We start from the raw sequence: 18,998 nt of genomic DNA on the forward strand, positions 1-18,998 counted from the left end.
TGGGATGCCTCAGCCGGCCAAGGCCTGCATCTCCGACACACCGTCGTGGAGTACGTAGCCGCGGCCCCAGACGGTCTCGATGTAGTTCTTCCCCCCTGAGGCGTTAGCGAGCTTCTTGCGCAGCTTGCAGATGAAGACGTCGATGATCTTCAGCTCGGGCTCGTCCATGCCGCCGTAGAGATGGTTGAGGAACATCTCCTTGGTCAGCGTCGTGCTTTTCCTGAGGGCAAGAAGCTCCAGGATCTGGTATTCCTTGCCCGTGAGCTTCACGTAGCTGCCTGCGATCGCGACGGTCTTCTGGTCGAGGTTCACGATCAGGTCGCCGGTGGTGATCACCGACTGGGCATGACCCTTCGAGCGGCGGACGATGGCCTGGATGCGGGCGACGAGCTCGTCCTTGTGGAAGGGCTTAGTGAGGTAGTCGTCGGCGCCGAAGCCGAGGCCCTTCACCTTGTCCTCGATGCCGGCCATGCCGGACAGGATCAGGATGGGCGTCTTGATCTTCGAGGCACGCAAGGACCGCAGCACCTCGTAGCCTGAGATGTCGGGCAGGGTCAGGTCGAGCAGGATGATGTCGTAGTCGTACAGCTTGCCGAGATCGATCCCTTCCTCACCCAGATCGGTGGTGTAGGTGTTGAAGCTCTCGGATTTGAGCATCAGCTCGATGCTCTGCGCGACGGAGGCGTCGTCCTCAATCAGCAGCACGCGCATGGGCCAGGATCCTCCGAAAGTTGCGACATCCTGAACGAGCATCGGTAACAAACGGTTAAGGTTCGGTGGCTGCCACTCAGCCGGCAACGACCGTTGTGGGAGGGTGACGCGCTAACCCACGGTCACGCTTGTAACATTCGCGTTGCGCAGCTTGGGAGGAGCACTGAGACGCCTGCGACCGAGCCGCAACATGGTTAACGAGGCGTTTCGGTTCGTGGATTGTTCCCGTTGTGGAAAACCCGCGAAGCAGTCAGTTTGGCCCTTGAAGCGGGGCACATCATGCAAATTCAAGCCGGGGAGCGGCTGCGTCTCACACTGTGGGGCGCAGGGTGCCGTGCTATGGTCAGTCTCAACACCTACGGTGTCACACAGCCGGCTTTAGTAGGGATGGACCCGGCTGAGGATGGCTTCACCTACGATGTGACATCCTGGCTCCACGATGGATGTAACACCTTGACCGTCGTACTGATCGGCGATCCGGGTGAGACGTCGTTCCGGATGACGGTAGCGCAGGACGGGCGACCGGATTGGACCCTGGATGAGGCAGACTTCCTGCCTCTGGGCACCCCGTGGCGGCTCTGGACGATGTCGATCGAGTGTGAGGCGCCGAGGGCGAGCGTTCCGGCCTGTGAGCAGGCGCCCGAGACTTTTCAGATCATTGTGGGAGGTCGCCCCCCTGGTCCGTTAGGTCTGGGTAGGTCCTTACGCACCGACCAGAGCATGGCACCGCCCTCATTTATCAGCATGGCTACGCCGGACCAGCCTGTGAGAGCTGCCTCTGCTTGACCCGTCGCTTGCGCGATAGCCCGTGCCCCATTCACGGCGTCAATCCAGGCATGAGTGGTCTCAACGGGTGCTGTGCCGTTCTTCACGCGACGCAAAACCCGAAGTTGATAGCGCGGCATGAGGAGGCTGGCCCGAAGTCACGCGTCAGAATGCATAAAACGCAATTGTCGGCAATGACATAGACGATCTTGTCGTCCAGTATTGCGCTTTGATCCCCAAGTATGGGCCAAGCCTTACCCTCTGCAACTCCAAGGTGCGTCCAATCCGCAGCCGATTTGATCGTCGCACAAGCGAGCGAGCCAGCTGTACCATCCTTTGAACCGACGCTCGCAGGCCTGCCGTTCTACCTCAGGCTGACCAACCTGCGTTTTTGGATAACTTACCAGCAGGCACGTGGGAGGCGGCGCTTCCATCGCTCCGCACGCGACAATTTCGCTGCCTTCAACCGGGCACCGCAAGGGTTGGAGATGGGTCTCACCGTTGATGGAGAGGATGCAAGGCCTTCGAGCCGTGGTGGCGTTGCTACGGAGTGGATGGACCTCGCGGGTTCCGTTGCGGTGCTGGGTTCAAGCCCGGCCTCTGAGGGCTCGCCGCTGCAAGGCGGCGCCTCATCGACAGTCTGCCCAGGCGCGATACGACGAACCCGAGGCAGGGGCGGTGCAGGCTGCACCTCAAGTTCCGGCTCAGGCGTCGATGGTTCCCAGGCGATCAGGCTCGGCAGGATACGCCTGGGTTCTGGTGCTCCCGCAAGGCCTGAAACCGGCATATCACCCTCTCTTCGGACGCGAGAGTCGAAGCAAGCGTCGGGTTGGGTGGACGTTTGGCCGTGCTTAAACCCCGTGGCGGTTTCGGCAGAATGAAACCTTGCTTGGATGCCGTCCTGTGTTTGATCTCGACGGTAAATGACCGCCGCGCGGGCTTGCGCAACATACTCTCTCGATAAAATGATGGCTATGCTGGGTTAGCCCATTGGACTGAGCAACCGATTGTATCGGGCCATGCCTAACATAAAATCAAGCTGACAAAAATCCGTTCTGATCCAACCGACTTCCCATGTTGATGCCATTACATATTTACATCAGCATCCAGCCATACAAACGTGTAGTCACTCGAAAGATCAATCACATAAAAATATTGTTCGATCAGGGTGACGGCGCGATTTGTCATAATTTGCGACCGCACGATATCTACTAAGGTACGGTTGGATCTGGGAGAACGCATCACCTGAATACCGATTACATAGCCACATAGGTGCCTGTTCACATCGTCGTATGATCCAAGGATCACGCAATCTTTTAGTTATGTGAATAAACAATAACATAGCTACATAGATACACAGCTACATAATCACATAATCACATAATTATGTGTACCCCTGGCAGCGGGTTTTTCGTTCTGCTAGTGTTCCAGGCGTCACCGGACCGGGCGCTGGAGGCGGTCCCGATCTCGCAGATGGTGACCCATGCAGATCCTGGTTTTGGCCTCTCAGAAGGGTGGGAGTGGCAAGAGCACGCTCGCCGCATCCCTGGCGGTCGCTGCATATGAGGCCGGCGAACGGGTTGTCGTCGTCGACCTCGATCCGCAGAAATCACTCACAAGTTGGGGCGCGCTGCGGAGTGCGAGCGGCATCGTGTTTCGGACCGTCGCTCCCGACGATTTCAACCAATGGGTCGTACGGACTCGCCAGATCCCGGTGGTGAGCCTCTGCATCGTCGATACACCAGGTACCTTCGGACCGGGGGTGGACGTCGCGCTCGGCCATGCCGATTGCGCCCTGGTGCCGGTCCGCGCCTCGGTGCTCGACCTTTGGGCCGGTGTCCCGACCGCGCGACGGATCGGCGTCATGGGCAGACGGTTCGCCTTCGTCGTGAACGGCGCGAGCCCGGTTTCCTACGCGCGGACCAACGACGCGATCGCGACGCTCGGTGAGAATGGCCTCGTGGGACCAGTGGTTTCGGAGCGCGTGGCGCACCGGGATGCGATCGCAAGCGGCCTGGGGGTGACGGAGCTCGATCCTACTGGGAAGGCAGCGAGCGAGATCCGCGAGCTTTGGGCCTGGACGAAACAACGCATGCCGACGGAGCAAGTCAGTGCCTAACAAACCTCCACGCGCCTCAATCCGTGCGGCGTTCGACGCGATACCGTCACATCATCAGACACTTGCGCAGGGACATGATTCACCGTCTGCGCCGTTACGCGATGAGGATGTTCCTGACGCCACTTCCCAGCCAAATGCTGCCCAAACAGGCTCCTCGTCCCTTCATCATAGCTCGGGAGCCGAGATAGAACCTCAGCAAACGCCGCCCCGGCACGTTCACAGGTCGCTGTATGCCAGCGCGGGGACGATCAAACTCATTCGTCAGATTGCCTGCGACGAGGATACATCGGCCCAGGCTCTGTATCGTGAGGGCTGCTGCTGATGCTGCAGCAGCGTGGGCATTACCGTGATAAGACGGCGGAAGATATATAGTCATATGATTGGTCTATTGTTTATCTGCATCGTTATGTGAGAGTCATGATGGCCATGATGTCGGACTGGCGCCGGCAGGTATCGCAGGATGCCGCAGTGACGAAGGGCAGCCTCCGCATTGCTTGGCTCCTGTCGGAGCACCCGTCCTTCGCGCAAGATGGTTGCCTGCTCGACAATGCCGCGATTGGTGCGGCGACCGGCATGCATGCGCACAGCGTCGCGAACGCGATTGCGATCCTTCGGGGGCTGGGCCATGTCGCCTGTCGCGGGGTCACGATCGACGGCAGACGCCTGCGTCTGATCCGTCCGTCCTACCTAAGAGGGGGAGGGGACGTTGTGATGTCCGACCCGGATGCCCTTGAGCCTCCGATTGTTCCGCCGAGATCCGATCTATCTGCTCCCGCTCCGATCGCTCCTGAACCGACGAGCCTGGAACAGAACACGGGTCCGGTCTTGGAACTCTCAGGCGATGCGGTGACACCCTCCGTGGAACAGTCCGATCCAGAACCAGTTTCCGGCTCCGTGTCCATGCATGCGTCTCGCGAGGCCATACGCTACCCCGACGATCCAGTTTCGATGCCCTGGCAGTGGGACATCGAAGATGCCTGGGAGCGCGATCTAAGGCAGTGGAAGTTACCGCTGCGGTGTCAGCAACTGACCTGTGATCGGCCAACGGCTTTCCTTTGCCTGGAAACACAACAGGGCTTCTGTCGACGGCACAAAAAGCATGCGATCGTACCAGTATCCTTGTCGATCACAGAGCTATCGGAGCTATAGACCGTCTATCGTTTTACCGGTCTAGGGGGGCTGCCAGTCAGACTGACTCGACGATGGCTCGGTGGAACCAGATATTCGACTATCTGTATCCTCAAACTGCGGATAACCGGACCGGGACTGCCTTGTATGATGATGTGACTAGTTTCTTATGTGATGGTACTATCACATAGCTGCATGGTAGATGCGGCGTCTGCAACATATGGATTTGTCAAACGACGCGTGGGATCCATCGCAGCGATGCCTCGAGGCCGTCTACCGGCGTCGGATCGTTGTGCGGGTGGCTCTGCGCGGTCAGCCGAGCCGCACGACGCAGCCGGCGTACCCCATCGCGGATGGCCTCAATGCCGATGGCCGCGCGCCAGGGCTCGTAGTCCAGGACGATGAGAGCGTCCTCGAAGAACGCGATCTGGTTCTCGGCATCGCGTTCGGCTGTCTTCGACGCCTCGTCCTCGATCCGCATGCGACGTGCGTAGTCTGCGGCCTCGTGTGCGACGAGATCCGGGAGGCTCTCGAGCTTCGTCTCGGCGTTGGCCTCCCGCTCGGATGCATGGGCGAGGGCTGCCCGGGCTGCGGCGAGCTCGGGATGGGGATCGGGTCGCTTCTTCGCGCCGAACCACCGCGTGAGGATGCCGGGCGGAGCCTGGCTGGCCTCAAGGTCCTGCACAAGAGCCGCGGCCCGAGCCCGTTCGGTCCGAGCGGTACGACGCTCGGCCCTGGCCTCCTCCTCCTTATGCCAGCGGCTCGTGGGAACGGAGCTGCGCTGTTGGGCCCGTTTGAGGGCTCCCTGTTCGAGGGCAAGGTCCTGCACGAACCGCGCCCGCCATTGTGTGAGCGGGGACGGAGCATCCGAGCGCGGAGGTTGCGATATCGCCATCCCGTCGACGATAGGGACGACCGGTGCCGGGATCGGCTCAGCGTCCCGATCACCCTCACGCTGCGCAGCCTCGACCGGGGCGAGCCGGGGATCGGCCGTTTCACCCACGCACGACACCAGGCTCCGCATGCGGGCGGCCATCACCGCGCGGGGGCGAGCGACGAGCCGGTCGAGCGCCCCGACGAGGACGTCGCCCTGCCGCACGACCCAGGCCCCGGCGACCTGGTCTCCCGGTATGCACGAGAGGCCCGCCTCGGAAAGAGCGCCTTCGAACCCGGCTCTATCCATCGCGTAGGCCGATATCACCCTGGCCCGCACCAGGGGCGCGGCGATCCCAAGTCGCTCCAGCCGGGCATGGATCCGGCTGGTCAAACCGGAGCGCGGAAGCTCGCTCTGTACGAGGGCGGCCGCTTCGACCCGCTCGGCCACCGCCTCCCGGCCGCCCCGGCGCAGACGCGCCGCGATCGCGGGGCTGCGTCGGGAGGGGGTCAGGGGTTCGCTAAAATCGACCTCTAGAGAGGCGCGCACCGCCTCAAGCGTGGCATAGCTGTAAGATAGGTTTAGGGCTCTCAGGCCTGGACCGACATGGGCGATCACGAGGTGAAAATGCTCGTCGCCAGCCTCGCCACGCGCCCGTGGCTTGTTCCGATGGGCAACGAGGACGTAGCCGTGGTGCTCGGCGCCGAGCGCCGCGAGGATCCGATTGACCGCAGTATCGCGTTCGGCAGCCGTCCAGGGCCGCCCGGGGCTGAGCGGCAGATGCTGGAGGGCGATCGTGGCGCGGCTGCCATCCCGAATGCGCTCGAAATCCGCGAACGCCCCGGCCATGTCGCTGGCGGGACTCCCGGCGATGCGGATGATGTCGACCACCTGACCGAACTCGGTTTTCTCGAGATGGACGACCAGGGCAGCAGTATCCCGACGCGTACGGCCATGCGCCTTGATGGTCGTGATCACCGGGGGGCCTCCGAGGTCTGGACCACGGCCGCGTGAACCTGTGCGATCCTGTCCGCCACCGTCGCGAGGGCCGCGTGGTCGAGCTGGCCGGCCGGCGCAGCTGCTAGCGTGCGAACCTCGTCGGCCAGACGGCCAATCTCGAGAGTCCAGCGGGCCAGGAGGCGGGCACGGATGGCTCGGCGGTCTACGATCGTAGCGTCGGGGGCACTCGGCCGGATGGCGGCCAGGACCGCCTCTCGCGCGAAGCCGCTCGGTCCGAGGCCGAGGGCTGCCGCAGCACGATCCAGACGTCGACGCTCATCGAGCGTCAGGCGTAGGGAGGTTCCGGAAGTGGCCGGGTTGGTGCTGGAGCGCGGCATCGAACGACGGTCCCGAGGCGTTGGCCGGATCTACGTATTACGAGACCATTGCTGGCTCTCGCTGCGCATTCCTGATGTCGGGAGGTTGGCAAGGAGCCCTGAAAATCCCAAGGGCCCCCGCGAGACCGCCAGACGAGGGGGTCGTCTGCGAGACAAGGACAGGCTCATCCGCGCCGGGGCAGGCTGATGAAGGTCGAGGCCGAGGTTCGACTGACTGGACCCAGGACGTTGAAGAGTTCGTACGAAAGGCTCGGTATCGGGTTATGAGGGCGGCGTGATCCATCCCGAGCGTCGGGATGGATCACCAAGATGAGGATACATCCTAGCCGCGTGATCCAGGCTACGGACTCGACCCTGACGCCGGTCGCGTTCATCCCTCGAGCCAGGGATCGATCACGTCGATCCCGCACCCAACGAAATCCCGAACGTTGCGGGTTGCCAACTGCGCGCCCCGCGAACGCGTGATCGCTGCGATCTGGGCGTCGATCTGCGCGACGGGCTGACCCGCCAACCGGCGGTGGGCGGCGATCTCGGGGTAGACCAGCGCCGCGTCGCTATCGAAGCTCAGGATGCGACCGGCCATCTCGATTTCGAAGATGGGTCTGGCCGCTGTCATTAGATCCTCCCGCCGGCGCCCCTCCGGTAGGAGGCGCAATCCATAGAAGATCTCCGCCTGCGTCAGTGTGGTGGTGAACAGACCCGCCATGGGTTGGCGCACCAGCCAAGCCAACACACGTGGATCGGGAGCTGCCCGCATCAACTCGGAGATCACGTTGGTGTCGAGAACGATCACGCCTCAAAGCCCGGCGGTTCGCGGCTAGGCTCGCGCGGGACCTCCGGCAGATCGACCCCACCGAGAGCCGCAAAGCGCGCGTGGATGGCCTGGCCGAGATCGCGTGGCCGCACGGGCTCGGTCGACAGAGCAGCGCGGAGGATGGCCCTCGCCTCGTCTTCCATCGACCGACCATGCAGGGCGGCGCGGATGCGTAGGCGCGTTTTGATCGCATCGTCGATATTGCGGATCGTCATCACGGCCATGCGCATACCCATCAGTCAATGACTGCAAAGTAGCGTTTGACATCAAACTCAACAAGAATCAGGATTCGCTTCCAAGCCGTTTTTGCATGTGTGAGGGAGATGCGCGTGTCGCCTAGCAAACGTCAGCTGGCTGCCTCGGTCCTGGCGTGCCCACACATTGTAGACCGTGAGGCGATCGCTGGTTTCCTGGTCGACGCCGCAACGCAGGTCGGTATCAACCCATTCCCAAAAACTAGTATCGGAGCACAGCTCCAAACTTGGATCGGGCAAAGCTTCGAGTTTCGCTCGACTCGAACAGAAGTTATTGGCCTGTCGTGTCTGCTAAATACTCTTCGGGGACTGCCGGGTGACCAGTCTCTTGCCCAAGAGATCCTACAGTCTGGTCCGTATCGAGCCTACGTTTACCACTGCGGAGATGGCTGCCGGATCATCGGATCGGTCCTGCACGCCAAGCCGGGGATCCCACTTCCCGTCATGCGGACGCGCTCACCACGCCGACGCCGAAAGCATGCATCCTCGGCGCAACTCGATCTGTTCATCATGTCCATACCGCCCGAGGGACGCGTATCGGCGCATGAATGTCATGCGTCGCTCTAGATCTGCCAAGAGAGCAAACCCGCTTCAGAGCATCTCGTAGGGACCGGCGAACAGATCGCCGGCCGCTTTCCGGCGAAACAGCGTCCGCCACCGACGCCGACGATGCTCGGGCCGATCATGGTTCATATGACAGCGCTGACAGAAGGCCGCGAGGTTCGCGTTGGCGTTGTTGGAGGTGTCATGATCCCGGTGAGCGGCCGCCAGTACAACGCGAGTTGCACGGATAACGCCGAGCTCTTCGATCGTTGGCAGAGTTTGAAGCCGTCGCCCCTGTCCATCGCGCCATGCACCGAGGCCGGCATCCCACCAGCGCCCGTCGCCAAGATGGTAGATGGTCTGCCCGTGTGGCCGGCCGCAGCCCTCACATGATCCACCCGCGCGGCGGAAGCGGATGGCGGCTGAGAGCTCTCGCCAATCAATAGGGTAGAAGAAGCGATGCTCGCGTCGGATCGGCATGGCTGCATGGATCCTGCGGGTACGCCGTCAGCCGACGAGTTCGACGACGACCCCGAGGGGCTCGGCCAAGTCAGTCCAGGCTCGGTGCGTGGTCATTGCGGTGGCCTCGCGTTGCCGCGCCAGTGCTAGGGCGGCGCAATCGCTAAGTGACAGTCCGAAGGTCTTTCCTTTCGGCTGCAGCATTCCGGCTGCACGTGCCTGGAGGGCGTCGAAGGGGACAGTACGCAGGTGAAGTCCCTCAATGGCCTGTGCGATGCGCTCCTCAGTGCCTCCGAGGTCGGCGAGATGAGCATAGGTCTCGGACAGGTGCACCGCGCTGATCCACGCATGAGGCAGGACAGTGAGGACCCGCTCGGCGCCAGCTTCCCCTTTAAGCAGACAAAGCAATGCCGAGGCGTCGAGCACGAACGTGTCAACCATGGTGATCCTCGACGTCTCCTAGTACAGCATCCTCTTCGGTCGTAACGCTGACTTCAGGTAGGAAACCACGCACGATCGCCTGAGCTTGGCGGACTGCGGACGAGAGCGAACGGACATACAATCCATCTTCCGTCAGTTCGACCACAACGGTATCGCCGATGCCGATCCCGAGCTTGCGCCGAAACGCAGCAGGAATGATGAGCTTACCCCCATCGATAATTTTTACTGCTTGCGAGCTCAAGGATTCCACCATCCGAAAAGGAATCCCATAAACATACCAAATCGTCATATTGGTATCAACTAGCTATAATGCCTGTAGCACAAAAATTGGGCCAAAATCGGAATACGACCATCTTTGAAAAGTCCTATTACGCGATGGAAGGTCGCGAGACGGTAGGAGGGTACGAAAATCGCCGCGCAACCACCAGACGTGTCTCTAAATCATGTGATCCGACTGTTTGCGGATCATTGAAAACCTGACGGCTTGCGGAGCACAAGCTGCACCTTTAAAGCTGCGCGAGCGGCTCTGTCACGCAATCGCTCGTTTGCGTGACAGCCGCAGCTCATCTCAAACGGATAGCGGACGAGCGGTCAGCGCTCGGATGCTTCCAGCACGACCGATGAGGACCACGGCCTGATGCTGCTCGGCTATATGCGCGTATCGAAGGCCGATGGCTCCCAGACCACCGACCTGCAGCGCGATGCGCTCCTCGCCGCCGGTGTCGAGCCTGACCGCTTCTATGAGGATTACGCTTCAGGCAAACGCGATAGCCGCCCTGGACTGGACGCCTGTCTCAAGGCGCTGCGTGAGGGTGATACACTCGCGATCTGGAAACTCGATCGCCTCGGCCGCGACCTGCGCCACCTCATCAACACCGTGCACGACCTCACGAAGCGCGGGGTTGGTCTGAAAGTCCTGACGGGGCAGGGCGCTAACATCGACACCACCACGGCCAATGGCCGCCTCGTGTTCGGCATCTTCGCGGCATTGGCTGAGTTCGAGCGTGAACTCATTATCGAGAGGACCAAAGCCGGGCTTGCCTCAGCGCGTGCGCGGGGCCGAAGCGGCGGCCGCAAGCCGAAGATGACGGCGGCGAAGCTGAGGTTGGCGCAAGCATCAATGGGCAAGCCTGAAACGAAGATCGCCGAACTCTGCACTGAGCTCGGCATCACCCGGCAGACCCTCTACCGGCACGTCGATCCCAAAGGAGAACTCAGACCAGATGCCATGAAGATCCTTAGGATCTCTCCGAAATAAAAGGTCAATGGAACATCTATTTTACCTGATACCCCGGACGATATAATGCGTTCAAAGCAATCCCGTACGCGACCGCTTCGGTTTCGGCGAAGCGTTGTACGAGATCTGCGCAATCGCATTCGCTTTGCCCTGGTCGGATTGCTGATCCTGATCGGCTTGCACGTCGTATCGATGATCTCCTTCGAGCACCTCGGGCTCGGCGAGGCGATTTGGTTGACTTTTACCACTATCACGACGACGGGCTACGGCGACTTCTCTGCCAAGACCACTGCTGGTCGTGCCTCCACCATCGTCTTAATCTACCTGTCGGGCATCTTTCTACTGACGCAAGCGGGAGGTGCCTTCTTCGAATTCCGGATCCTGCGACGTGAGCGTAAGCGGCGAGGCGAGTGGAGGTGGGACATGCGCGACCATATCGTCTTCGTGAACGCTCCGGCAGATGAACCCGGCGACTACCTCCGGCGGCTGCTCGATCAGTTGCATCGTTCACATGCCAACTTCGCCAACGTACCCTCACTAATCCTGACAGAAGCCTTCCCGGACGGGCTGCCGCCCGACCTTGAGGATGATCCGCTCATCGTCCAGCTCAAAGGCCGCTTTGACGACCCGGCGGCGCTGGAGGCAGCGGGTGTCGATAGTGCTCGTGTCCTCGTCATCCTGGCTGAACAGGAAGGAGAACGCCTTTCCGACAGCCGCACCTTCGACATCATCCATCGTCTGCGCGACCGCGGTATCACCGCCCGCATCGTTGCTGAGTGCGTGGACGATATGAACCGTGAGCGCCTGAAGCGCGCCGGTGCGTCGGCTATCGTCAGACCGCTGCGCGGCTATCCTGAGATGATCGTTCGCGCCATCGTCGCCCCCGGGACCGAATGGATCATCGAGCGTCTGTTTTCCAGCGAAGGCGACGAGTGCCTCCGCTTCGATGTGACGGTCCGCGACCTAATCTGGTCGGAGATCGTTCTGACCGTCCTCAAGGCGAATTTCGGTACGCTGGTTGGCTACGCGGATCCACAAGGGCAGCCCCACAGCAATCCTCCACCCCATGCAATGATCTCGGCGACGGCGCTTTTTGTGCTCGTTGATGAGACGCAGAAGCCCACGTCGGCTTCCCTGCAGAAGCTTCTGGACAGAGTATGAGCATCTGCCCCTCCGAAATAGTTATTCTCAAAAGTTTTTCCTCGCCATCAGAGCCACGCAGGAGTAGCATTACGGCATCGGCGCTATCGGTTGGAGTAGGTCTATGACCCCCCTCGATGCCAAACGTCTCGAAATCTCTGAGTTGATTGCGGCTGAGTTGGGCTTTGATGATCTCGACGGGATGGATACTGCAGACCGCGCGATGGTCGACCAACACACCGACGACGCAATCGCGAGCTGTGCTGCGTATCTTGCCAATCCTGCTGATGGCGAAAACTCCAATATCAGGTTGCGACAATTATTAAAGCAGCATCTGTCGCTCGCCAACATGCAAATTACGCAAGACAACAACCATCACATCTAGCTCGAGATTGGAGAAGAGTGATGGTACAGGCACCAGGCAACTTCAAGGAATTTTTTGATGCCTACGTGCTGGAGGAGTGGGCTGTTTCAGCAGCCGGTTCATCTCGCAATCTTGGGTACGAACACACGTTGCCTGCATTAAGCCCGGAGCACTGGCAAATGGTGCTGACAAGCGTCACCGCACGCATGCAGATGCGAGGCACCTTGCCGTCGCCTGGATGGAAGACTGCCCTTGCGCAACATGTTGGGCGCCCGGCAAACTGACCCTGCTTATACCGGCGCCCCTCGGACCCGCCTCAGCTGCGAACGCCGGCCGATAGCTCAGCGCGATACCGGGTAGTTTAGATCCCAGCCCGTTCTCTCCATCTGGGCTCGTTCCTCGGGTTCGAGAGCCGTGACGAACGAAAGTGAGGGGGCGCCGATGCAAAATCCACTAGATGATACTGCGGGTTCTGCCAGGATCGCCGCACGCGGCTTCCTAGCTGATCTGCGCGAACACGCAGATCACGCAGGGTCGCCGGGATGGGTCAGCATCCCCACTCTGGTCCATCGCATCGCCGAGGAGGCCACTCGAACAGCAGGAGATTGGCCAACTCGCTCAGGCCGACACCGCTTCCTTGTGGAGCTAGCAGGCGAGGCGCGAAGCGAATGGATGGTGCAGCGCGAGCCGGCCGGCCTTCGAGCACAGTTCTATGACGCCCTGCACAGACGCATCACCGAGATGGCAGACGCCGAGCGCGCCTGAAGCACCAATGCCAGTCCATGCTGCTCCGATATTAATCGAACAATGCGGCGCCTGCTGGCCGAATATCGTGCGCCGCAGTACAGAGCGAGGTCATCCCCTCGAAGGATGATGCGTGAGCCCGTTCCCATGCCGATCAAGCAGCTAGTCAGAGTGGGAGGTCTCAGCGTCAGGTGCGAGCTATGACAAATCCTCCGGTCGATAGTGGCGGCCTTCCGTCTCTGCCAGCAGTTTGGCTGCAAACCGCAGAGGGGATAGCGAAGCATTCGCTGGGATACGCCTCCATCGCTGAGGTGCCACCTCAACACCGCAGCCGCGTTCTGGATCTGACGAGTGTAGGAATGGCGGCGCTCGGCGTTGAGCCGCCGCCTGCCTGGCAGGCGGCTCTGGCGAAACAGTGTGGCTGGGACAATGCCTGACGTCGGACCAGCACCGACATTCGCTGAACTGGTGGTATTCACACTGCCTTCTAAACTCGCGTCGGTTGTCCAGGCGTATCGCGGCGATACTGATACAGGCCCTTTTAGGCTCTAAAACTAGCTATTGCAGCCGCTGCGGGATTTAGTTCACCCTCGCAGAGCCACTGGGAACGACCGGAAACCCAGGACGAAGGGCCGCCCGTGGAAGTCGGGGAATGCCTTGGATGCTAAATCGGCTGGTGGCAGGCGATCGTGTGACCCGATCAATCTGAGGAATTCGTCACGAAGCCGGGGCGGGGGGCGAGAGCACAGCCTCAGCCGAATACCGCCCCGGCTCGGACGCATCGCCCAGCCAATGAGGGCGGTGATTGCAGCTCGTCCCATCAGAACACCGATTACAGCTCCGAGACTGCTGGTCGCAAAGTCAATGAACTGCGAGGTCTGGCCAGGAACCCAGAGCTGGCCAATCTCTAGGGTGTTGCGCAGGGCGCCGCAGCTCACTGCTCGGAGAGCCTAACGCTCCTCGTGGCATGAGCGATGCGACCCGGCTCATGCTGGCGCTCCTTTCCCATCCCTGGCGTTGAGCGTCGGTCCGGCGGCCAAGTGGCTGGTATCTGTCTTAAAGCTGGCGGGCCTCTGCCTCCTACCTGAATGCTTCCGTAGCAGCATCTCCATGGCATCCGGTGCTGGGACCGCTCGTGATTGTCACCTCATTAGTGACGATGCCGCGATCAGTAATATTTGCTTCAGTACCAGACGAGACTATGCAGGATAGCAAAGGCAACAAAAGGTCCGGACTTGTTTGATGCATACCAGCACCAACCAGCTTCATAGCCTCTGAATGAGCCGCCTTATCCTTCCAGATAAAAACAGTTTCGCTGCCATCTATGCCGGCCAAAGTGCTCTCTTTAGCAAATGCAGATGCGCTAATGACAATGATTGGGCCACAAATCGCGAGGCGAGCGAGCCACATAAATTCGTTCCTTTGTGCGAAGATGCACAAGGATGTCGCCTCAAGGCAGCAACTAATCAAGGGATAAACGTCTTCTTATCCTGTGAGCAGGTAGGCTGCCCGCATCACAGGGGTGTCACCCTCACGCTCATGACCATTTACGACCGCATTTGGATACCTCGTACAGGTCATGGCCGCGACACGCCTGCTCAGAGCGGCATCCGTCGCGCGTTGGACCAGATCTTTCCACCGGTTGTGAGTAGTAAGCTGCCAAAGCGGATGAAAACAGCTATCCAAGCACTGGCAGAATGCAGGCCATCAGGCCGGCCGCCTAAACGTCGAGGTCGATGAAGCGCCGCTTGCCCTATAGATACATGCCTTGACTGTGTGTGAGCTGAGATCACGACAGCGCAGTTTGACCGGGAGAGCGCCCGAACCTTGCGCCAGCTGAAGACCAACAAAGCTGGCTCCTGAGCGCAAACCTACTTTGAGCAAGCTAGCGCGCCACCTACCCGTATTGAGGCTTTCTGCTCTGGAACGGACCCAACAACACGAAGTCCTGGTTGCCTGAGGCTCGACGCTGAAGGCCGTCCCGACTTTCCACACCGGAGATCCCCGTGCAGCTACGCCTGACCCTGCTCGCGCTGCTCTCGATCAGCCCGGCCCTAGCTCAAGGACCGGACGAACTCATCCGCGGCCTCTGCCATAAGGAAGGCTGCGACGAGTTTCGGCTTCTCGCAGCTGAGCGTGTCACCGAAGGCGCCGACGGCACCTTAATGCGTACGCACATCCAAAGCTTTCTGGCCTCACCAGCGGGTCGCCAGAGCTTGGGAGAGGCGATGGGGTATGCGTACTGCTCACGGACCCGCCCGGCCATCCTGGCGCAACGTGGAGACCAGACGCGCGCCTACATGATCGCGCCGTTCTCGACTGAGCCCTCCTGGGAGCAGCGCAAGAGCCAGAATTTCGTGGCGCTCTACTTCACAATCTGCCACGGGGCGGAGGTGGGCCGTCAGGCCGTGCAGAACACCCGAGAGACTGCGCTCCGGCTCCGCTACAGCGTGCCGGCCGAGGCCGGCCAGTTCGTGGATCTCGCACGCGCCGAGGACATGCTAGGGACAGCCCGTCCCGCGACGCCGCCGCCTGAGCCGAAGTCACAGCTCCTTGCGCCCCTACCGCCGCAGACCATCCCCGACACACGCTCACTCGCTCCGGCCGGTGAAGGCCGTCCGGAAGATTGAGTGAAGATCGGGATGATCCTCCCCCGGGTTTCATGAACACCTAGGATCTCGCGAACAGCTTGACTAACGCAGCAACGGCAACGAAGCGCGCTTGTTTAAAAACATATATTAACATAAGATGGTATCTCACGTTAACGTGAGGATGCCGGGAGCAAGCGATGTACAGCTTGTGCGAGATCGTTAGCACCATCCTTGCAGCCGCTATAGGCGGGACCATTGGGGTCCTAGCCTACTACCTGATCAACGATCCACTACCCAGCCTCAGTAATCGATCGAGCATGGATGAGACCCTTCGGATTGACGAGGGGATCGTGCCTAGGGAACGATGAAGTGGCTTCGACCTTAGTGCCCCGCTCGATTTTCTCCCAGTACTATCTTCATTCCGCAAGGTGTCCACTGACCATTGTACGGAGCGTTGCGCCTTATCGTGTTCCTGACCCGCTTTGAAAGGCTTTCGCTTCCAACCCCGAAGGCGATGCACATTGGATTGCTGAAGACTGTCAGTGATTGATCTTCATCAACAAGCCCGTCATAGGCCTTGTAGAGGCCTCCCAAGAAGTCGAGGCTGTCAAGCGTGAGGGGACCTTTGAATACGCTGGCAATGTCATCAGCAACCACTACGAAGCGCTGAAATCGGTCCCGGATGTACGCTTGCAGTATTAGAAGCTGCCGTCCGCTGGACATATCGGCAGGTTCGGTGATCCCTGGCGGCCTAGGATGCGCAGGAACCAAGATCTCAGCGAAGCCGCTGGCCTGTACGGCTATAATGCAGACTGACGTCATGAAGAACATTTCGCCCGGTCGCTATACGAACCGGGATTTCTTCTAGCACATATTAGGTTCATTTTTGAAATACTTTAACGACTGCTGAGACCCCGTTCCATAACGGGCTGAATAGCTTAGCTGTTGGGTGAGCGGCGGGCATCGTGGGTGTTGGGAGAGTGTCTGACGCTCACCCAGGATGTCATCGGGATCACCACCGGGCGTGTCGCAAGCTCGGACATAAGGCGTGGAAGGGCCTCTACCGTCCCGCTTTCACGCTTTGTTCGCCTGGGGAAGCCCAAAGCAGACCCCGAGCAGCTGGTTCTGCTCACGGACCGTCCAGGCGCCGGCAAAGCCGAAGCCCTTGCGCAGCCAGAGCATGGCCTCGAAGCCCTGGATTGTGCGTTAGGCCGTATGGAAGGAGCGAAAGCCTCCGATCCGGGGCATGTTCTTCTTGACCCGGAAGTGGTCGCTCTCGATGCCCTGCTGCAGGTGCTTCGTGACGTAGTGGATCGCAGGACGCGCGAGAAGGCCGCCGCTCCTGGCAGCCACGATCGCGGCTGGATAAGTGCTGGCGCCATCCGTGCCGATCCGGTCAGGTGCAAGAAGCGGCTGGTCCGCCAGCATCTTACGGAAGAAGCGCTTGGCTGCGTCGAGATCCCGGTTGGCAGTTAGCAGGAAGTCGACCGGGTTGCCGTGTTTGTCGACGGCTCGGTAGACGGGTGCGGAGCAGGTTGTGCTGAAGCTGCGCCAGATTGAGGTGCAGACGGCCCAGGGCAAGAGTTTGGCGCTGGCTTGCAAGGAGGCCGAGATTTCCGAGCAAAGCGAATCACGCTGGCGCAAGGAGTACGGCGGCCTGCAGATCGATCAGGCCCGTCGGATGAAGGATCTGGAGCGCGAGAACGCGCGATTGCGCCGGCTCGTGGCTGACTTATCGTTGGAGGGTCAGGTGCTGGCGGACGTCGCCGCGGGAAACTTGTAGCCCCGGAGCGACGCCGGCAGGCAGTCGACGCGGTCCAGGAGAAGTACGGCCTCTCGGAGCGCCACGCCTGCCGGATCGTCGGCCAGCACCGTGGGCACGCAACGCTACGTGCCCACGGTACCGGCTGACGAGGATGCGCTGACCCGCGCCATCGTCGCCTTGGCGTCTTCGTCACGGACGCTATGGCTACCGCCGCGTCACCGCGCTGCTGCAGGCAGCGGGTTGGCATGTGGGGAAAGACCGGGTTCAGCGGATCTGGCGTCGTGAGGGGCTCAAGGTTCCGCAAAAGCATCGGCCGCGAAGCCGGCTGTGGTTGAACGATGGCTCCTGCGTGCGGCTGCGGCCTCTCCATCGCAATCACGTCTGGAGCTTCGACTTCGTGCAGGGTCAGACCCATGACGGGCGAAGCCTGCGTATCCTGACGCTGATCGACGAGCACAGTCGCGGCCTGCCTGGCGCTCAAGGTCGCGAGGCGCATCAACACCAGGGCAGGGCGACACGCTCGGCCGAAGGTCTAGGAACGCTTTGCGCCAGAGGGCAGGGTCGGCGGGAACGAGCTTCGGCTTCGGTGAGGCTGACATGGGGTCCGGCGGCTGTTGCGGGCCAGTCGGGATAGGGGAGCCGCATCGCCTGCGCCATAGGCTGATCCGCGCGCCTCACGTTCCCGTGAGACTGATCTTAAGTATGCGCGTCGGTCGTGCGCTTGCGGCATGTGGCGCCGATGACGCGCCTAGAACTCGCACTAGCCGGCACCCTCCTCATTTGCGCGCTGGCGGTCGTGACGCGGCTGGCCTGACGGGGCGCGGGCAGGGGCGCCGGACGCAAAAGCACTCTCGGGCCATCCTCGGGCATCATCGCTTCGGCCGATTGATCCAGGCGCACGCGACCATTGCGATAGGGGCGAGAATAGCCGCTAGGTCGTTTTAGAAGCTCGGGGCTTATGAGATGCGAGGCCATCGGCGGTCTGCTCCGAACGACAATTAGGTTCACTAGAGCCGCGCCCCATTAAGGCCCCTGCAGATTACCGCTCACGCAGCCTCAACCTATTATTGTGGGTTGGCCGCGGCACTCGGCCATAGGGGAGCCTGCCCTCGCCGTCCGATCCGCTCACGGAACCGGCGGGGTAGGATTGTCCATCTCACATGCGAGCCGGTACGCAACTTGGCTCGCAGGCAGAATGGGAGGGGCTGTTTAGCGGAGCCTCACGCCTGCCATGGCGGCAAGGGCTCAAATCGGGATGGTTGCTCGTCGCACGACCTATCCAACCGCCCGTTTACCGTCCGACGCCTCCGGCCAAATCAGCTTTCCCGATGCCTGACGCGGCGGGAAACCATCATACCGCGCGCATACCGCGCGGGCGCACGCACATGCGTGCGGGCGTGTAGGGACGGTAAACGGAAGGCACGGCGCCCCAGCAAGGGGCGCTCAGCCTGATGGGAATCGGTGCGATTTTCGGTTCTCGGCCGTCCTGCAGCTTCCCTGGCGATCCTAGGGGCCATTTAGGGCCGGGGCATCCTACCGGGCTTGGCAGCGGGTAGCCGGATCTAACACGCGCCAAGACGCCATCGCATCAAATCGAGAATGGCGATGCGGCTCGCATTTCAACGGTTTTGGTCGGGAAGAAAGTTAAGGCAGATAGCGCTAGGGTTCAGCGTCGCGATAATTTCGTGCGTCGACGAGGTTCCATCCTATGA

The 18,998-nt window shown here is 61.0% G+C and carries 17 protein-coding genes and 2 pseudogenes; 8 read left to right on the plus strand and 11 right to left on the minus strand.

Annotated features, from left to right (window positions below; genetic code table 11):
* Positions 1–9: 9 nt before the first annotated feature.
* A complete protein-coding gene (locus CRT23_RS21470) occupies positions 10–711 on the minus strand; it encodes a response regulator transcription factor CtrA (protein ID WP_103711715.1) in 702 nt (233 codons plus the stop codon).
* 2,248 nt (positions 712–2,959) lie between these two features.
* On the opposite strand from CRT23_RS21470, the gene CRT23_RS21480 reads away from it, so the two are divergent.
* Both CRT23_RS21480 and CRT23_RS27940 read left to right on the plus strand, forming a co-directional pair.
* On the plus strand, positions 2,960–3,595 hold the full coding sequence (locus CRT23_RS21480; protein WP_103711717.1) for a ParA family protein: 636 nt from the start codon (positions 2,960–2,962) through the stop codon (positions 3,593–3,595).
* 417 nt (positions 3,596–4,012) lie between these two features.
* Positions 4,013–4,744 (plus strand): hypothetical protein, encoded by a 732-nt coding sequence (locus tag CRT23_RS27940; RefSeq protein ID WP_146056452.1) that lies wholly within the window; start codon positions 4,013–4,015, stop codon positions 4,742–4,744.
* A gap of 208 nt (positions 4,745–4,952) precedes the next feature.
* Here the strand turns inward: CRT23_RS27940 and CRT23_RS21485 are convergent, their stop codons facing one another.
* The 7 genes from CRT23_RS21485 to CRT23_RS21515 all read right to left on the minus strand — a co-directional run bounded on the left by CRT23_RS21485 (position 4,953) and on the right by CRT23_RS21515 (position 9,734).
* Positions 4,953–6,575: a hypothetical protein gene (locus CRT23_RS21485; RefSeq protein ID WP_103711718.1), complete on the minus strand. Its 1,623-nt coding sequence runs from the start codon at positions 6,573–6,575 to the stop codon at positions 4,953–4,955.
* Positions 6,572–6,934, minus strand: coding sequence for a hypothetical protein (locus CRT23_RS21490; protein WP_103711719.1), 363 nt, complete (start codon positions 6,932–6,934; stop codon positions 6,572–6,574). Before CRT23_RS21490 ends, CRT23_RS21485 begins: the two co-directional genes overlap by 4 nt.
* Positions 6,935–7,304: 370 nt before the next feature.
* The gene (locus tag CRT23_RS21495; RefSeq protein ID WP_103711720.1) at positions 7,305–7,727 is read right to left on the minus strand and encodes a type II toxin-antitoxin system VapC family toxin; all 423 of its coding nucleotides are present in this window, start codon (positions 7,725–7,727) and stop codon (positions 7,305–7,307) included.
* Positions 7,724–7,972 (minus strand): plasmid stabilization protein, encoded by a 249-nt coding sequence (locus CRT23_RS21500; protein ID WP_103711730.1) that lies wholly within the window; start codon positions 7,970–7,972, stop codon positions 7,724–7,726. The genes CRT23_RS21495 and CRT23_RS21500 overlap by 4 nt, the downstream gene beginning before the upstream one ends.
* Before the next feature lie 621 nt (positions 7,973–8,593).
* Positions 8,594–9,025, minus strand: a complete 432-nt coding sequence (locus CRT23_RS21505; protein WP_103711721.1) for a hypothetical protein — start codon at positions 9,023–9,025, stop codon at positions 8,594–8,596.
* Between the two features lie 27 nt (positions 9,026–9,052).
* Positions 9,053–9,445 (minus strand): type II toxin-antitoxin system VapC family toxin, encoded by a 393-nt coding sequence (locus tag CRT23_RS21510; protein WP_103711722.1) that lies wholly within the window; start codon positions 9,443–9,445, stop codon positions 9,053–9,055.
* Positions 9,438–9,734 carry an AbrB/MazE/SpoVT family DNA-binding domain-containing protein gene (locus tag CRT23_RS21515; RefSeq protein WP_245436460.1) on the minus strand — a complete coding sequence of 99 codons (297 nt, stop codon included), beginning with the start codon at positions 9,732–9,734 and terminating at the stop codon, positions 9,438–9,440. The genes CRT23_RS21510 and CRT23_RS21515 overlap by 8 nt, the downstream gene beginning before the upstream one ends.
* Before the next feature lie 348 nt (positions 9,735–10,082).
* Between CRT23_RS21515 and CRT23_RS21520 the strand changes: the two genes are divergently transcribed.
* The 4 genes from CRT23_RS21520 (at position 10,083) to CRT23_RS27945 (ending at position 12,470) form a co-directional block, all read left to right on the plus strand.
* Entirely contained in the window at positions 10,083–10,703 is a 621-nt protein-coding gene (locus tag CRT23_RS21520; protein WP_103711723.1) for a recombinase family protein, read from the plus strand.
* A 138-nt stretch (positions 10,704–10,841) separates the two neighbouring features.
* Positions 10,842–11,843 (plus strand): ion channel, encoded by a 1,002-nt coding sequence (locus CRT23_RS21525; protein ID WP_245436461.1) that lies wholly within the window; start codon positions 10,842–10,844, stop codon positions 11,841–11,843.
* A gap of 103 nt (positions 11,844–11,946) precedes the next feature.
* The gene (locus CRT23_RS21530; RefSeq protein ID WP_103711725.1) at positions 11,947–12,207 is read left to right on the plus strand and encodes a hypothetical protein; all 261 of its coding nucleotides are present in this window, start codon (positions 11,947–11,949) and stop codon (positions 12,205–12,207) included.
* Between the two features lie 20 nt (positions 12,208–12,227).
* Positions 12,228–12,470 carry a hypothetical protein gene (locus CRT23_RS27945; RefSeq protein ID WP_146056453.1) on the plus strand — a complete coding sequence of 81 codons (243 nt, stop codon included), beginning with the start codon at positions 12,228–12,230 and terminating at the stop codon, positions 12,468–12,470.
* A gap of 1,540 nt (positions 12,471–14,010) precedes the next feature.
* Here the strand turns inward: CRT23_RS27945 and CRT23_RS27950 are convergent.
* The gene (locus CRT23_RS27950; protein WP_146056454.1) at positions 14,011–14,340 is read right to left on the minus strand and encodes a hypothetical protein; all 330 of its coding nucleotides are present in this window, start codon (positions 14,338–14,340) and stop codon (positions 14,011–14,013) included.
* 596 nt (positions 14,341–14,936) lie between these two features.
* On the opposite strand from CRT23_RS27950, the gene CRT23_RS21535 reads away from it, so the two are divergent.
* On the plus strand, positions 14,937–15,560 hold the full coding sequence (locus tag CRT23_RS21535; protein ID WP_181017421.1) for a hypothetical protein: 624 nt from the start codon (positions 14,937–14,939) through the stop codon (positions 15,558–15,560).
* Between the two features lie 342 nt (positions 15,561–15,902).
* Here CRT23_RS21535 and CRT23_RS27955 read toward each other — a convergent pair whose 3' ends face one another.
* Both CRT23_RS27955 and CRT23_RS21540 read right to left on the minus strand, forming a co-directional pair.
* Positions 15,903–16,352 (minus strand): hypothetical protein, encoded by a 450-nt coding sequence (locus CRT23_RS27955; protein WP_146056455.1) that lies wholly within the window; start codon positions 16,350–16,352, stop codon positions 15,903–15,905.
* A 243-nt stretch (positions 16,353–16,595) separates the two neighbouring features.
* A pseudogene (locus CRT23_RS21540) lies at positions 16,596–17,042 on the minus strand (DDE-type integrase/transposase/recombinase); the annotation flags it as partial.
* A gap of 16 nt (positions 17,043–17,058) precedes the next feature.
* On the opposite strand from CRT23_RS21540, the pseudogene CRT23_RS21545 reads away from it, so the two are divergent.
* Positions 17,059–17,789 (plus strand): annotated as a pseudogene (locus CRT23_RS21545) (IS3 family transposase); the annotation flags it as partial.
* Between the last annotated feature and the right edge of the window lie 1,209 nt (positions 17,790–18,998).

This window comes from Methylobacterium sp. V23, from assembly GCF_002917135.1.
GTDB lineage: Bacteria > Pseudomonadota > Alphaproteobacteria > Rhizobiales > Beijerinckiaceae > Methylobacterium.

Coding starts and splice junctions, on each gene's coding strand:
- CRT23_RS21520 (WP_103711723.1), top strand. CDS start 10,083: ATGCTGCTCGGCTATATGCGCGTATCGAAGGCCGATGGCTCCCAGACC.
- CRT23_RS21490 (WP_103711719.1), bottom strand. CDS start 6,934: ATGCCGCGCTCCAGCACCAACCCGGCCACTTCCGGAACCTCCCTACGC.
- CRT23_RS21470 (WP_103711715.1), bottom strand. CDS start 711: ATGCGCGTGCTGCTGATTGAGGACGACGCCTCCGTCGCGCAGAGCATC.
- CRT23_RS27955 (WP_146056455.1), bottom strand. CDS start 16,352: ATGTTCTTCATGACGTCAGTCTGCATTATAGCCGTACAGGCCAGCGGC.
- CRT23_RS21480 (WP_103711717.1), top strand. CDS start 2,960: ATGCAGATCCTGGTTTTGGCCTCTCAGAAGGGTGGGAGTGGCAAGAGC.
- CRT23_RS27940 (WP_146056452.1), top strand. CDS start 4,013: ATGATGGCCATGATGTCGGACTGGCGCCGGCAGGTATCGCAGGATGCC.
- CRT23_RS27945 (WP_146056453.1), top strand. CDS start 12,228: ATGGTACAGGCACCAGGCAACTTCAAGGAATTTTTTGATGCCTACGTG.
- CRT23_RS27950 (WP_146056454.1), bottom strand. CDS start 14,340: ATGTGGCTCGCTCGCCTCGCGATTTGTGGCCCAATCATTGTCATTAGC.
- CRT23_RS21500 (WP_103711730.1), bottom strand. CDS start 7,972: ATGGCCGTGATGACGATCCGCAATATCGACGATGCGATCAAAACGCGC.
- CRT23_RS21530 (WP_103711725.1), top strand. CDS start 11,947: ATGACCCCCCTCGATGCCAAACGTCTCGAAATCTCTGAGTTGATTGCG.
- CRT23_RS21515 (WP_245436460.1), bottom strand. CDS start 9,734: ATGACGATTTGGTATGTTTATGGGATTCCTTTTCGGATGGTGGAATCC.
- CRT23_RS21505 (WP_103711721.1), bottom strand. CDS start 9,025: ATGCCGATCCGACGCGAGCATCGCTTCTTCTACCCTATTGATTGGCGA.
- CRT23_RS21510 (WP_103711722.1), bottom strand. CDS start 9,445: ATGGTTGACACGTTCGTGCTCGACGCCTCGGCATTGCTTTGTCTGCTT.